Source organism: Microbacterium sp. Se5.02b, assembly GCF_019464375.1.
Classification (GTDB): Bacteria; Actinomycetota; Actinomycetes; order Actinomycetales; family Microbacteriaceae; genus Microbacterium.
Genome location: NZ_CP080491.1, coordinates 3,093,575 through 3,107,389 on the forward strand (window position 1 = coordinate 3,093,575; position 13,815 = coordinate 3,107,389).

General features: G+C 67.7%; 14 protein-coding genes. 4 read left to right on the top strand and 10 right to left on the bottom strand.

The genetic code is table 11. From position 1 onward, the window contains the following. Positions 1-38: 38 nt before the first annotated feature. From K1X59_RS15385 to K1X59_RS15395, 3 genes are all read right to left on the bottom strand, one after another. Positions 39-998: a carbohydrate ABC transporter permease gene (locus tag K1X59_RS15385; protein WP_183150713.1), complete on the bottom strand. Its 960-nt coding sequence runs from the start codon at positions 996-998 to the stop codon at positions 39-41. Then, positions 995-2,134, bottom strand: coding sequence for a carbohydrate ABC transporter permease (locus tag K1X59_RS15390; protein ID WP_202045291.1), 1,140 nt, complete (start codon positions 2,132-2,134; stop codon positions 995-997). The genes K1X59_RS15385 and K1X59_RS15390 overlap by 4 nt, the downstream gene beginning before the upstream one ends. Positions 2,135-2,237: 103 nt before the next feature. Next, positions 2,238-3,557 (bottom strand): ABC transporter substrate-binding protein, encoded by a 1,320-nt coding sequence (locus K1X59_RS15395; protein WP_183150714.1) that lies wholly within the window; start codon positions 3,555-3,557, stop codon positions 2,238-2,240. A gap of 281 nt (positions 3,558-3,838) precedes the next feature. Between K1X59_RS15395 and K1X59_RS15400 the strand changes: the two genes are divergently transcribed. Beyond that, the gene (locus tag K1X59_RS15400) at positions 3,839-4,843 is read left to right on the top strand and encodes a LacI family DNA-binding transcriptional regulator (RefSeq protein WP_183150715.1); all 1,005 of its coding nucleotides are present in this window, start codon (positions 3,839-3,841) and stop codon (positions 4,841-4,843) included. A 68-nt stretch (positions 4,844-4,911) separates the two neighbouring features. On the opposite strand, the gene rplL is transcribed toward K1X59_RS15400, so the two are convergent. The 3 genes from rplL to K1X59_RS15415 all read right to left on the bottom strand — a co-directional run bounded on the left by rplL (position 4,912) and on the right by K1X59_RS15415 (position 7,253). After that, entirely contained in the window at positions 4,912-5,295 is a 384-nt protein-coding gene (gene rplL / locus K1X59_RS15405; RefSeq protein ID WP_017201501.1) for a 50S ribosomal protein L7/L12, read from the bottom strand. A gap of 48 nt (positions 5,296-5,343) precedes the next feature. After that, positions 5,344-5,832, bottom strand: coding sequence for a 50S ribosomal protein L10 (gene rplJ, locus K1X59_RS15410; protein ID WP_183150716.1), 489 nt, complete (start codon positions 5,830-5,832; stop codon positions 5,344-5,346). Between the two features lie 446 nt (positions 5,833-6,278). Beyond that, on the bottom strand, positions 6,279-7,253 hold the full coding sequence (locus K1X59_RS15415; protein WP_220173554.1) for a hypothetical protein: 975 nt from the start codon (positions 7,251-7,253) through the stop codon (positions 6,279-6,281). A 265-nt stretch (positions 7,254-7,518) separates the two neighbouring features. On the opposite strand from K1X59_RS15415, the gene K1X59_RS15420 reads away from it, so the two are divergent. Next, positions 7,519-8,199: a YqaJ viral recombinase family protein gene (locus K1X59_RS15420; protein WP_183150719.1), complete on the top strand. Its 681-nt coding sequence runs from the start codon at positions 7,519-7,521 to the stop codon at positions 8,197-8,199. 29 nt (positions 8,200-8,228) lie between these two features. Here the strand turns inward: K1X59_RS15420 and K1X59_RS15425 are convergent, their stop codons facing one another. The 4 genes from K1X59_RS15425 to K1X59_RS15440 all read right to left on the bottom strand — a co-directional run bounded on the left by K1X59_RS15425 (position 8,229) and on the right by K1X59_RS15440 (position 11,266). Beyond that, entirely contained in the window at positions 8,229-8,726 is a 498-nt protein-coding gene (locus K1X59_RS15425) for a hypothetical protein (RefSeq protein WP_220173555.1), read from the bottom strand. Positions 8,727-9,350: 624 nt separating this feature from the next. Next, a complete protein-coding gene (locus K1X59_RS15430) occupies positions 9,351-9,965 on the bottom strand; it encodes a signal peptidase I (RefSeq protein WP_183150721.1) in 615 nt (204 codons plus the stop codon). Between the two features lie 49 nt (positions 9,966-10,014). Further along, on the bottom strand, positions 10,015-10,632 hold the full coding sequence (locus K1X59_RS15435) for a SipW-dependent-type signal peptide-containing protein (RefSeq protein WP_183150722.1): 618 nt from the start codon (positions 10,630-10,632) through the stop codon (positions 10,015-10,017). A 7-nt stretch (positions 10,633-10,639) separates the two neighbouring features. Next, positions 10,640-11,266, bottom strand: coding sequence for a SipW-dependent-type signal peptide-containing protein (locus K1X59_RS15440; RefSeq protein WP_183150723.1), 627 nt, complete (start codon positions 11,264-11,266; stop codon positions 10,640-10,642). A 278-nt stretch (positions 11,267-11,544) separates the two neighbouring features. On the opposite strand from K1X59_RS15440, the gene K1X59_RS15445 reads away from it, so the two are divergent. Together K1X59_RS15445 and K1X59_RS15450 are read left to right on the top strand one after the other, a co-directional pair. Next, positions 11,545-13,254, top strand: coding sequence for an MDR family MFS transporter (locus tag K1X59_RS15445; protein ID WP_183150724.1), 1,710 nt, complete (start codon positions 11,545-11,547; stop codon positions 13,252-13,254). After that, positions 13,241-13,729, top strand: a complete 489-nt coding sequence (locus K1X59_RS15450; RefSeq protein ID WP_183150725.1) for a MarR family winged helix-turn-helix transcriptional regulator — start codon at positions 13,241-13,243, stop codon at positions 13,727-13,729. Before K1X59_RS15445 ends, K1X59_RS15450 begins: the two co-directional genes overlap by 14 nt. Positions 13,730-13,815 lie beyond the last annotated feature (86 nt).

Sequence of the window (13,815 nt, forward strand, 5' to 3'; positions counted from 1 at the left end):
CGAGTCGTCGCGGCGTCGTCGTCGAGGATCCCGACTCGCTATCCCTTCGTCGATCCGGCCAGCAGACCGCGGACGAAGTAGCGCTGGAGCGCGAAGAACACGATCAGCGGCACGATGATCGACACGAAGGCGCCTGCCGTGAGCAGGTACCAGCCTTCGCCACGGCCGGTGATCTCGGCGAGCACCTTCGTGATCGGCGACGCGGCTCCGTCGGCGAACACCAGCGCCACGAGCAGGTCGTTCCACACCCAGAGGAACTGGAAGATCGCGACGGACGCGATCGCGGGCATCGTCAACGGCAGCACCACACGGAAGAAGATCTGCCCGCGCGAGGCGCCGTCGACGCGCGCGGCCTCGATGATCTCGCCGGGGATCTCCGACATGAAGTTGTGCAGCAGGTAGATGGCCAGCGGCAGGGCGAACATCGTGTGCGCGATCCACACCTGCGCGTAGCCACCGGCGACATCCAGCCCCAGCGTCACCTGCACGCCGAACAGGTTGATACCCCGCGAGAACGACGACAACAGCGGGACCAGGGCCATCTGGATCGGCACGATCTGCAGTGCGAACACGAAGATGAACAGGGCGTTGCGCCCCTTGAATTCGATCCATGAGAACGCATAGGCGGCCATCGCGGCGATCATCAGCGGGATGAGCGTCGCGGGGATCGTGATGACGATCGAGTTGAAGAACGACTCCAGGATCGTCAGCTGCGTGGTGCCGGACTGCAGCACGGCCGCATAGTTGTCCAGCGTCAGCTGCGGGTTGGTGAAGACCGTCCACCAACCCGTCGTCTCGATCGCATCCCTCTCGCGGAACGACGAGATGAAGAGCCCGAGCGTGGGGATGGTCCACACGACCGCGATCACGATCGAGGCGACCGACGCCCACGGCCGGCTGAGACGCTTGCGCGCGCGGCCTGCTGAGGCCTCGAACCGGCCGGCGGTGGTGATCGACCGAGTGCTGGCTGCGGTGTCTGAGTTCACGGTGTCAGTCATCGGATCTCCCGCTGCTTCTTGATCTGGCGTGCGTTGTAGATGACGATCGGCAGCACCAGGATGAACAGGATGACGGAGAGCGCGGCACTGCGCCCCGCCTCGAACTTCGAGAACTGCGTGTACATCTCGTTCGCCAGCACCGAGGTGCCGTAGTTTCCGCCGGTCATCGTGCGGACGATGTCGAAGACCTTCAGCGAGGCGATGGAGATGGTGGTGAGGACGACGATGAGCGCCGGACGGATCGCCGGGATCGTCACCGACTTGAAACGCTCCCAGGCATTCGCGCCGTCGAGCTCTGCGGCTTCGAGAAGCTCGGCGGGCACACCCTTGATCGACGCGGAGAGCACGACCATCGCGAATCCGGTCTGCACCCAGATCAGCACGACGATGAGGGCGAGGTTGTTCCAGGGACCGTTCAGCAGGAACTGCTGAGGTTCGCCGCCGAACCAGACCAGGATCTGGTTGAGCAGACCGATCTGCTCGAACTCCGGGCCGCGGTACGCGTACACGAATCGCCAGATGATGCTCGCGCCGACGAACGAGATCGCCATCGGCATGAACACCAGCAGCTTGTAGATCTTCTCGCCGCGGGTCCGGTCGATGAAGACGGCGTAGGCGAGGCCGATGATCGTCGAGAGCGTCGGCACGAGCAGCACCCACACGATCGTGTTGATCACGGCCGTGACGCCGTCGGACTGGGTGAAGATCCAGAGATAGTTGGAGAAGCCGACGAAGTCGCTGCCGGTCGAGTTCCAGAACGACGCGTACACGGTCTGGATCGACGGGAGGATCAGTCCGGCGAGCAGCAGCAGCATCGCGGGAGCCATGAAGGCGACGAGCTGGATCAGGTATCCCGCGCCTTGACGGGATCGGTAGTCGAGGAAGAAGAACAGTGCTCCGACGGCGACCGCCACTCCCATCGCCCAGTAGTAGGAGTTGAAGAACCACATCACCGCGAGCGGGATGAGCAGGCACATCGCGAGGCGGATGCCGGTGTAGAGAGCACCGCTGCGCGGTGCGATATCGACGAGCAGCAGGATCACCACGACGACCACCGCGAACGCGATGACCACGGCGAGGGCCTGGAGGATCGGCGGGAGTGTCCCGATCCATTGGAAGAACACAGTCGCGTTCATGGATTCCCCTTCAGGAGACGGAGCTGATCAGCGGTCGGCGCGACGATGCGCTGACCGGGTGTGAGAAGGAGGGCCGCCCGTCCGGGCGGCCCTCCTCATCCGATCAGCTGGACGGCCAGCCGGTCTGGATCTGCGTGAGGACCTCGTCGGTGGAGGTGCCGTTGATCCAGGCGACCATGCCCTTCCAGAAGGTGCCGGAGCCGACCGCACCCGGCATCTGGTCGGAGCCGTCGAAGCGGAAGGTGACCGAGTCGTCCTGGAGGAGCTTGATCGACTCCTGCAGGATCGGGTTCTCGACGACGTCCAGGTCGACACCCTTGTTCGCGGAGGTGACCCCGCCCAGTGCCAGACGGCTGTTCGCCCACTCCGGGCTCGAGAGGTACTCGAGCACCTTCTGCGTCGCCTCGGAGTCGCTGAACGCGCCCACGATCTCGCCACCACCGGTGATGAACGTCTCGTCCGGGCTCTTGCTCGGCAGGAGGAACGCCCACACGTCGCCGTCTTCGGCGACATCCGTGCCCTCAGGGAAGAAGCCAGAGAGGAACGACGCCTGGTGGGTCAGCGCGCACTCGCCGCTGGCCACCTTGGGAGCCACATCACCGAAAGCCGTGGAGTTGATCGAGCGCACGTCACCGAAGCCGCCGTTCACGTACGCCGGGTTCAGCAGGATCTTGCCCGTCTCGTCGAAGGCCGACTTGATCTGCGGGTCCGTGAAGGGGATCTCGTTCTTCACCCACTGGTCGTACACGTCGGCGCCGGAGTTGCGCAGCACGAGGTCTTCGATCCAGTCCGTGCCAGGCCACCCGGTGGCGACGCCCGATTCGAAGCCGGCGCACCACGGTGCGGCACCGCTCTTCTCCTCGATCGTCTGGGTGAGGGTCAGCAGCTCTTCCCAGCTGGTCGGCTGCTCGACGCCCCACTCGGCGAACTTCTTCGGCGAGTACCAGACCCAGCCCTTGACGCTCGCCATCAGCGGCGCGCCGTAGAACGTGTCGTCGTAGGTGCCGAAGTCGACCCATCCCTGGGTCCAGTACTCCTCGGCGTTCTTCTTGACGGCCTCCGGAGCGGGCTTCAACAGGTCACGCGACGCGTAGTCCGCGAACAGACCCGGCTGCGGGAAGATCGCGATGTCGGGCGGGTTCCCACCCTGTGCGCGCGTGCCGAGCTGCGTCTCGAAGTCCTGGCTGCCCTCGTACTTGATCGTGATGTCGTTCTCCTTCTCGAAATCCGCCCAGGATTCCGCGAGGAGCTTCGCCTCGTCATCGACGATCGTGCCGTAGATCGTGACGGTGTTGTCTCCGCCGCCGCTTCCACCGCCCCCTTCCGGCGCCCCTCCGGGAGCTCCGCATCCGGCGAGCGCGATGCCCGCGACCCCCAGCAGGGCAAGTGGCGCGTAACGCCGGGAACGCTGTGACAGAGCCATGTGAATTCTCCTCTTCGAGTACAGGGTCCCGTGCGTCTGACGCCACCCCGCGGCATCGTTCGGGAACCGATTCCAGGCCAACATACTGTTGTACCGCCGCCCGGCACAACACGCGAGGGTCACAAGCTCACAACCATTCGGCGCCGTTCTCGAGCTCCGATGGGAGCGCTCCCTCGAGAGCCGTGTGGAACCGGTTCCTTTTTCGCGCACCACGGACTACGCTGTCACCCGGCGCGCTCAGCGCCGCCCCACGCAGGCGTGATCAGGTCGAGGAGGACCGGATGAGCACGATCGCGGATGTCGCGGCGCGCGCCGGGGTGTCGAAGGCCACGGCGAGTCGCGCCCTGAGCGGACGAGGCTACGTCTCGGAAGACACCCGTGCGCGGGTCGAGGGTGCGGCGCGCGACCTCTCCTACGTCGCCCATTCCTCCGCCACGAGCCTCGCGACCGGGCGGACCCAGACGGTGGGCGTGGTGATGCCGCCGGTGGATCGATGGTTCTTCGCGGAGTTGCTCGCCGGCATCCAGGATTCCCTGTTCGCACTCGACTACGACCTCGCGCTCTACGGAGTCCCCGAGGGCTCGCAGACGAGGGAGCGCATGTTCGAGAGCGTGCTGCCCGGTCGACGCTTCGACGGGATCATCGCCGTCGGAATCCAGCCGAGTGCGCACGAACTCGAGCGCCTGCAGCGCACGGCGCGCCCTCTCGTGAGCGTGGGCCCGTACAGCGAGGGGTCGAGCGCCGTCTCCATCGACGACACGGCTGCCGCCCGTATCGCCACCGAGCACCTGATCGAGCTCGGGCACAGCCACATCGCCTTCGTCGGCGGATCGACGGATGCGGCAGAGCTGAGCTTCGGCGACGCCAGGCGGCTCGATGGATATCACGGCGCCATGCACGCGGCCGGCCTCTCCGATCACGCACGGGTCGCCGGGTCCGCCCCGACCATGCCCGGCGGCTACACGGCGACGGCCGGACTCCTCGGGGACCGCCGGAATCGCCCCACCGCGATCGTGGGGGTGTGCGACGAGGCGGCGATCGGCGCGATCATCGCGGCTCGTCGACTCGGGATCGCGGTGCCGACCGAGCTCAGCGTCGTCGGCATCGACGACCACGAGCATGCCGACATGTTCGCGCTGACCACGATCGGCCAGTCACCCAGGGAGCAGGGACACGAAGCCGTCCGGCTGCTGGTGCGGCGCATGGAGCAGCCGGAGGCTCCACTGGAACACGTCGCCGCGGCATCCGCTCTCGTGGTGCGCAACTCGACCGCTCCCCCGCGCTGACTCCGGGGCGGGAATGCACGAAGGCCCCGGGCGAACCCGGGGCCTTCGTGAAGAACGCTGAAGCGTGATTACTTGAGGGTAACCGTCGCGCCGGCCTCTTCGAGAGCAGCCTTGGCCTTCTCGGCGGTCTCCTTGTTCGCGCCCTCGAGCACGGCCTTGGGAGCACCGTCGACGACAGCCTTGGCCTCGCCGAGACCCAGCGAGGTGAGCTCGCGGACGGTCTTGATGACCTGGATCTTCTTGTCGCCAGCAGCCTCGAGGATGACGTCGAAGGAGTCCTTCTCCTCTTCAGCCTCGGCAGCGCCTGCGCCACCCGCAGCGCCGGCGACGGCGACGGGTGCAGCAGCGGTGACCTCGAACTTCTCCTCGAACGCCTTCACGAAGTCGTTGAGCTCGACGAGGGTCAGGCCAGCGAACTGCTCGAGCAGCTCCTCGGTGGAAAGCTTCGCCATGATGTATCTCCTAGATAGATGGGGTTGTTGTACGAGAACGTCGGACGCTTACGCGGCCTCGGCGGTCTCGAGCTTTTCGCGAAGCGCGTCGATGGTGGCCGCAGCCTTGCCCATCGTCGCCTTCATCATGCCCGCAGCCTTCGCCAGCAGAACCTCACGGCTCTCGAGCGAGGCGTACTTGTTGACCTCGTCGGCGGTGAGGGCGTTGCCCTCGAAGATGCCGGCCTTGATCACGAGAAGCGGGTTGGCCTTGGCGAAGTCACGCAGAGCCTTGGCGGTGGCGACGAAGTCGCCGTGCACGAACGCGACAGCCGACGGACCCTTGAGGTCGTCGTCCAGCGCGGAGATGCCAGCCTTGTTGGCGGCGATCTTGGTCAGCGTGTTCTTCACCACGGCGTACTCAGCGTCCTGACGGATGCTGTTGCGCAGCTCCTTGAGCTGGGCAACCGTCAGACCGCGGTACTCGGTCAGCAGAACGGCAGTCGAGTTCTCGAATGACTTCGTGAGCTCGGCGACCGATGCATCCTTCTGCGCCATGGTCACTCCTTGGTGTGTACGAGGCGCCGCACGGTGGTGTGGCGCCGACCTGGACCACCTGCACAACAGAAAAGCTCCGGCGCAAGCGCACGGAGCTTTGGAAAGTTCGTGTCCTGCGCGGGCCCCTGCTGAGCAGAGCTTCGATCCTGCGTGCTCGCGCACGCACGATGACCAGCGGTCTTCGGTTACCCATACTCTACCCCACGCCCTTCCTTCCCCCAAATCCCCGCCCCGTCCCGTCCCTCCCTTCCCCCGCCCCTCCCCGCCGAGTGCACGGGGTATTGACGAGCGCACGGGGTATCGACGTCGACTCCCCGTGCACTCGGCAACAAGTCGTGCGCTCGGCGAGACGTTTCGGTGCGCAGTACGAAGTGCTCGGCGAGAGACTCGGCGCCGAGGGGGGTGCGGCGAAGACGGGAAGCTCGGGGACGGGTATAGGAACAGGGTCAAGGCGGGGAGATGTTGAACGCAGCGAGACGAGCGGCGAGGGCGGCGGGCGTCCTGATGTGCTCGGCTCCCCATCGGGCGAAGCGCCATTGTGTTCGACCGCGGATCCAATCCTCCCGCTGCTTCTCGGCGAGCAGCACCTGGTCGAGAGAGCGCCCCGATCGCATCGCCTCGTCGAGGTACTTCGTCTTGCCGTCGAACTCCCCGAAGCTTCTGACGTCGGCGAGCCCGAAATCGACGAGATAGCGACTGCCATCAGGGCCATCGATCGGCACCTGCAGTTCGGGCGCAGCGAACCCGAGCGTGTGCAGGTGCAGCCGGCTCACGCTCTCGCCCGGGAGTTGCGCCCGCCCGTCGGCGAACGCCGCCACCCAACGGGCCCGACGGATCCCTCGCGCTCCGGTCGCCTCCTCCAGCCTGCCCGCGAGGCCACGGCGCCAGGACAGGACGGCATCCATGTCCCACTCCCGCTGCCGCAGGGCCATCTGTCGTTCTGCGGCATCCGCGAGCGCCACGGCGGCCCCCACGGGCAGGAAGCGCACGGCATCGAAAACGGTTCGTGACAGCGAGGTGCATCGGATGCCGGCGCGCACGACCACATCCGATGCCGGGAGCGGCGCGACATGGCGGAGCACATCGGGTGCGCTCGATATCCGCCTCGGCGTCGGCGTCGTCATGTGCACCCGCGCGAGCCGTACCCCGTGAAGCGGCAGATCCCAGAGCACGGCAGCCGACGAGTGCGACATGACCGCCGAACCCCGCGCGTCACGGGCCACCGCGATCACATGCGCGAGATGCTTCTCCTCTGCCCAGAGCGCCGTCCGGTCGACGGCATGCATGAACCATCCGCGCCGGATGCCGACGAGTGAACCGTCCGCCAGCGCGGCCGCGATCCGCCGGTCCGTCCATCCGTTCCGGAGAAGGTCTCTCCGCGAGCGGACGAGCTCGGACAGGACGGGCGCAGACGAGGTCATGCCTCATGGTGCCTCTCGCCGCCGTTCCGTCTCACGTCGTCCCCAACCTCCCGATCTTCTCGCGCTCCAGCCTCGTCCGTGGAGGACGAGTGGCCACGCCCCGAGTGCACCGGATGTTCCCCAGCGCACGGGATACGCACGCGAATACACCGTGCGCTCGACAGGAAGCCGTGCGCTCGACAGGAAGCGGGCGGCAAGCGGAACGGGAAGGGCGGGGGCGGCGTGTGAGGGAAGGAGGGTCGGCGGACGGGGTTAGGGTCGAAGAGTGAACCCGGAACTCGCAGCACGCATCGTCGCGGATTCACGCGACCGCGTGGCGTGGTTGCGGGCGCGATCTCGGGGCATCACCGCGACCGACGTCGCGGGTCTCACCTCCGAGAAGTCCATCGCCAGGGCGGCCGACTCGAAGCTCGGCGGCGGCCCCCGCTTCGGCGGCAACGCGTACACCGATCACGGTCGACGGCGTGAGCCCGAGATCGCGGCCTGGGTCGCGGCGACGCACGGCATCCTCCCCTCGTCCGCCCTCTTCCGCGCCGAGGTCGAGCATCGTCACCTCGCCACGCCCGACGGCATCGCGGTCGACGCGGACGGACGTGTGAAGCTCGCCGAGATCAAGACCACGAACAAGGCCTTCCGCGGCATCCCCCGCACGTATCTCCGCCAGGTGTGGTGGCAGCAGCATGTACTGGGAGCCGAACGCACGCTGTTCGTCTGGGAGGAGCACGTCGACTTCGCCCCGGTCCACGACGAGCCGCGCTGCGTGTGGATCGACCGCGACGACCGTGAGATCGCGAAACTCGTGGCCCTCGCCACCGACCTGATCGACGAGCTCTACCGCCGCACCACCGGCCAGCAGGTCCCGAGCCGGATCGTGGATGCCGCGGCGAGCCGTCGCGAGCAGCTCCGTGAGCGCGATGCCTTCCGCGCGCTGGCCCTCGCCGACTGATCGAGCGCCCGACCGGCACCGCACCCCGCTCAGGTACAGGTGTTGTTGCCGCCGAGACCCAGCAGGCCACCGACCGACAGCGTGCGCGTCACAGCCGGCGATGCCCATGACGTCCCGGAGTAGATGCTGTCGACGCGCACCGTGTTGGTCGAACCGAGAAGGCTGCCCAGGAGCGTGTTGAGCAGCCCGGAGCTGATGGTGGCCGAATAGGTGTACGGCCCCGTCCCGGTCTGCGTGACATTGGTGTTGTCGACCACCACATTGTTGATCGACAGCCGCTGCTGCACCTTCTGATACGGCGACGTCCACGTGATCGTGAAGCCCGTGAAGGTGCCCAGGAAGTTCGTGACCGTGCACGAGGTCACCGTGGGCGTCGAGAGTGTCGCCGCGGTGAAGGAGCCGGAGGCGTACTCGCTGTCGGTGAAGGCGGCATCCGTCAGCGGCACAGAAGGCGCGGACGCGATGCCGACGAGCACGGCGACTCCCACCAGGCCCGCAGCCAGACGTGCGCGTGTCGGCCGGCTCATGGTGCACGCTCCTCGTCGGGTGCCGCTCTTCCGCGACGCCGTAGCAGCAGGGACGCCCCCAGAGCACGAGTGCCGCACCGGCGGCGACGGCCCACGGGGCGCCCGGTGGCATTCCGGTGGTCGCGAGGCCTCCGTCCGCCCCGATGCTGACCGTCTCCCCCGCGCCCTGTGCGAGCACACGGACGTCGGTGCTGCCGGAACCGTCCGCAGGATCGAGGACGATGTCGAGCCGGACGTGCGCGGTCTCGGTGTCCGCGATCTCGGCGAGCGGCACCTCGACACCGTCACGCGGGATGCTCCATCCGGTGCGCAGCTCGTCCGCGCCGCCCGGACACCCCGCCGGGGTCCACGCCTGCGAGCACAGGGAGATGTCCAGGAGGAGTCGGGCGTCTCCCCTGGCGCTGACGGCGATCCGCACCACTCCGGGATCCGGGGCGCTCGCACTCACCGCGACGTCCCAGCGCACGGGCTGACCAGGGAGGAGACCGGCTGCCGCCTCCCAGTCGGCGACCGAGACGAGACGCAGCACGGATCCCTGGATGACCTGCGTCGACGGCGCCGCCCATGCGGTCGTCGGCAGCGCCGCCAGGACGACGGCGAGCGATGCGGCTGCGAGCACGCGTCTCATGGCCCGTTCCCGTCGACATCGACCCCGCTCCGACCGGATCGGCGCGGCCAGAACGCCCACACCACCAGCGTCGTGGCCGCCACCGTCAACGAACCCAGCACGACGGGGTTGCCCATGCCCGCGACGATCAGCGCGATGCCGGGAACCGCGAACAGCACCGTGCGCACGGACGTGACGGGGTACGGGAAGGGGTCGTCGGCGGCGTTCGCATCCCCTCGCATCGTGATGATGCGTTCGTCGGCGGCCGCACCGGGCGCGATCGTCGTGACGCGGTGCGTCACCGGAAGCTCGCCGTCGCGATCCACGGTGACGACGTCGCCGACCTCGATCTCGCTCGCGGGCACACGCTGCACGACCGCGACGGCACCGGCGGGGATCGTCGGCGACATCGAGCCGGTGCGGAACATGATGAGCGTGATCTGCGCGGTGAAGGCGAGCACGACGAGCAGGATGCACACGGTGCCGGCGATCGCAGCCAACCAGAGCAGGATGTCACCGAGGATCCGGCCGGGGCGCACCTGAGCACGGACGGGGGCCGAACCGGCGCCGGGACCCATGGCGGGCGATGGCGCGGACTCCCGCAGGCTCCGCCGTGTCGTCGGGATCGTCATCTCCTCCTCCTCTCCTCGGCGTCCGCGCTCCTGTCGATGAAGCACCCCGCTACGACGAGGTTCCCTGGATCTGCCAGGTCTGGGCCATCGTGAGCCCCTGGGCCCCATTGGGTGCGGTGCTCGGGAGCGTGACAGCGAAGCAGTAGTTGACCTGGGCCGCCCCGTTCGCGGTCACGACCTGCGCCGTCGATCCGGCTGCCGTCATCGCCGAGCCGTCGGCGACCACCGAGGTTCCCCCGGCGTAACTGGTCGACGTGCAGCTCGTGCCGGAGATCGTGCGCACCCCGTAGGTCAGGTAGGTCGCGAGCCCCGTGCCCGTCGGTGTTCCCGCCGTCAGCTGCAGCGTCCCGGCAACCGACGGGTTGGCCGTCTTGACGCTGAACAACGCGTAGGTCGTGTTGCCAGGCGCCATCGCGGTCGGAGCGAGCTGGAAGTTCAGCGCGGCCGCTGTACCGGTGGTGGCGTGACTCGAGAACGTGGTCCCGTCGACCGCACCGACGATGTCGAACTTCCCCGCGATGAAGTTCGCGGAACCGAACTCGGAGTCGTTCCATGCGGCGAGAGTCGCGGCCACGCCGATCCCGAGCACGAGTCCGCCCGCGAGGACGGCTCGCAGCCGAAGGGAGTGCAGCCGACGTCTCTCCCGCCCCTCTCTGCGGGTGACCATCGCGGACTCAGTTCGTCGAGGTCGCCGTGAACTTCCAGGTGGCGTTGGTCACCAGGCTGGGCTCCAGCGCGGCATCCGCCGTCACGGCGATGCACAGCTGCACCGCCGTCCCCGGGGCCGTCGCGGTGGCGCCTGCGGTCAGCGGCACCGTGGTGGCTCCGGTCTGGGCGTCCAGCGTCGCACCGCTGGCGATCGGGGTGCCCGTCGCCGTCGTCGCATCGCAGGTCGCCCCTGGCGCGAGCTGGTAGATCGCATAGGAGAGGTGGTCGGAGTTCGACGAGGCGGCGGCGTCGGCCGTGGTGCCGTCGGCGACGAGATCCGCCCCGGATGTGGTGCCTGCAGCAAGCCGCACCCAGAACCCGGCGTAGACGGAGTCGGTGGGCGACATGTTGTCGACCACGTCCGCCGGGAGGCTGAAGTCGAGCGTCGCCGCCGTGTCGCCGTCGTCGGTGTTGTGATCGGCATAGGTGGTGCCGTCGGTCGAGCCCTGCAGGTTGAACGCGCCGGCCGTGAACGTGCCGTTCGCGAACTCGGAGTCGTTCCACACCGCGAGGGTGACGGCGGTGCCGACCCCGAGCACGAGTCCTCCGGCGAGCACCGCCAGGACTTTGCGTTGGGTTGCCTTGGTTGCCATGTCGCTTCCCCCTCAGGAATCCGTGAACCACGTGAATGCCTGTGTTCCGGGTCGCTCCTCGACGGTTCGCATCCGCGTGTTTGCGCCATCCTCTCCCCGGCCCTCGCGCAGAACAAGGCGATTTCGCGCACGACCTTCGTCCATCGCGCGCAGTTCGACGCACTCTCCCGATTGTTGACGTTAATCAACGATCGCCGTATAGTTGACCCAGTTCAACCATCCTGTGTGCGCGCCAGAGCTGTCGCAGCATCCTCCCCGCGACTCACGAAAGGTCCCGCATGCCCACGGACTCTCCCGTAAAGATGACGCATCGCCAGGTGCTGGAGGCCCTCACGGGCCTCCTGCTCGGCATGTTCGTGTCGATGATCGCGACCACGGTCGTCTCCACGTCGATGCCCGTCATCGTGCACGACCTGGGCGGCGACCAGGCCGCGTACACCTGGGTCATCACGGCCACGCTCCTCACGACCGCGATCTCCACGCCGATCTGGGGCAAGCTCGCCGACCTGTTCAACCGCAAGCTGCTCATCCAGATCGCGATCGTCATCTTCGTCGGTGCCACCGCCGCGGCCGGATTCGCGCAGGACACGAACACGCTCATCGCCTTCCGCGCCATCCAGGGCATCGGCGGTGGCGGCCTCGCGGCGTTGAGTCAGGTCATCATGGCCGACATCATCAGCCCCCGCGAACGCGGCAGGTACATGGGGCTGTTCGGCGCCGTGATGGCGGTCGCCACCGTCGGAGGCCCGCTGCTCGGCGGATGGATCACGGACGTCGCGAACTGGCGCTGGAACTTCTTCGTCGCGCTGCCCTTCGCCGTCGCGGCCCTGATCATCCTGCAGAAGACTCTGCACATCAGCACCGAACGCACCCGCAGGGTGTCGATCGACTATCTCGGCATCGTGCTGCTCTCGGCTGCCGTCTCGCTGATCCTCATCTGGATCACCAACGCCGGATCGACCTTCGACTGGTGGGGCACCGAGACCGCGCTCATGGTGGGCGGCGCGATCGTCGCCGCAATCGCCTTCGTGATCGTCGAGCTCAAGGTGCGCGAGCCGCTCATCCCGCTCACGCTGTTCCGTGGGCGCACGTTCACCCTTTCCGTGCTCGCGTCGATCTCCATCGGCGTCGCGATGTTCGGCACCTCGGTGTACCTCGCGCAGTACATGCAGCTCTCCCGCGGCGCCACGCCGACCGAGGCCGGCCTCATGACCTTGCCGATGATGGCCGGACTCCTGATCTCCTCCATGGTCATCGGGCAGCTCGTGACCCGCTTCGGCAAATGGAAGGGCTACCTGGTCCTCGGCTCCGTGCTGCTGATCGCCGGGTCGGTCATGCTGTCGACACTGCACTACGACACGAACTTCGTGCTCGTCTCGATCTACATGTTCGTGATGGGCGCCGGCGTCGGCATGACGATGCAGAACCTCGTCCTGATCGTCCAGAACGTCGCGAAGCCGAGCGAGATGGGTGTCGCGAGTTCGGGCGTGACGTTCTTCCGGAGCCTGGGCGGCACGATCGGCGTCTCCGTCATGGGCGCCGTGCTCGCGAACAGCCTCACTGGCCTCTTCTCCGACGGGAAGGAGCGCCTGGGAGCGGCGATCGCGAAGCTCGGCGAGAAGGGCGCGGAGGTCGCCGCCCAGCTCTCCAGCGGAACGCTCCCCGAGGTCAGACTCCTGCCGGAACCCGTGCGCTCGATCGTCGAGGACTTCTACGCGCAGGCCATCTCGCACGCGTTCCTGATCGGCATCCCGCTCGCCGTGATCAGCCTGGTCGCGATCCTGTTCCTGCCGAACCGCCCCCTCACGACCATGACCACGACCGAGCGCGCACAGGCGGATGCCGCGAAGAAGAGCACGGTGGAAGATGCCGCCGACGTGGCGATCGCTGATGCGGCGGCCGTCTCCGGTGCGACGACCGGGAGCGTGGCTGCGGTCGGCCGGTCCGGCGACGGCCGCACGGATGCGGCGTCCGATGCCGGACGCTGAGCACGTCTCCGACACACCCGAGGCGCGGGCCGCTGCGGTCCGCGCCCTCGAGGCGGAGTTCGGCGAGCTGATCACGCACTTCCGCCGCGTGATCACCGAGAACGCGAACAGGGTGAGTCCCGGCATGCTTCCAGGCGCCTACAAGATCTTCACCACCATCGCGCGCTGCGAGAAGGCGACGGTCTCGACCCTGTCGGAGCGGATGCTCATGGACAAGGGGCAGGTCAGTCGCACCGTGCGCGAACTCGCGGAGCTCGGCCTGGTCGAACGCTCCACCGACCCGGTCGACGGCCGCTCCTTCCCCCTCCAGGTCACTGCCCTGGGCGAGGAGCGGCTCGCGGCTGCGCGCCTGCCTCAGGAGGGCAAGCTCCTCCGCACGCTCGAGGACTGGAGTCTCACCGACATCGGCAATCTCACCCGGCTGCTGCACGCCCTTGCGGCCGGCGTGACGCCCGCCTCTTCCGCGGCGGAGTGACCGGCCGGCGACCGAGCACCTGACGAGCCTCGGCCGCGATCTCCTCCGCGATCGTGTCGAGCAGCTCCGAGCGCAGATTCCACTGC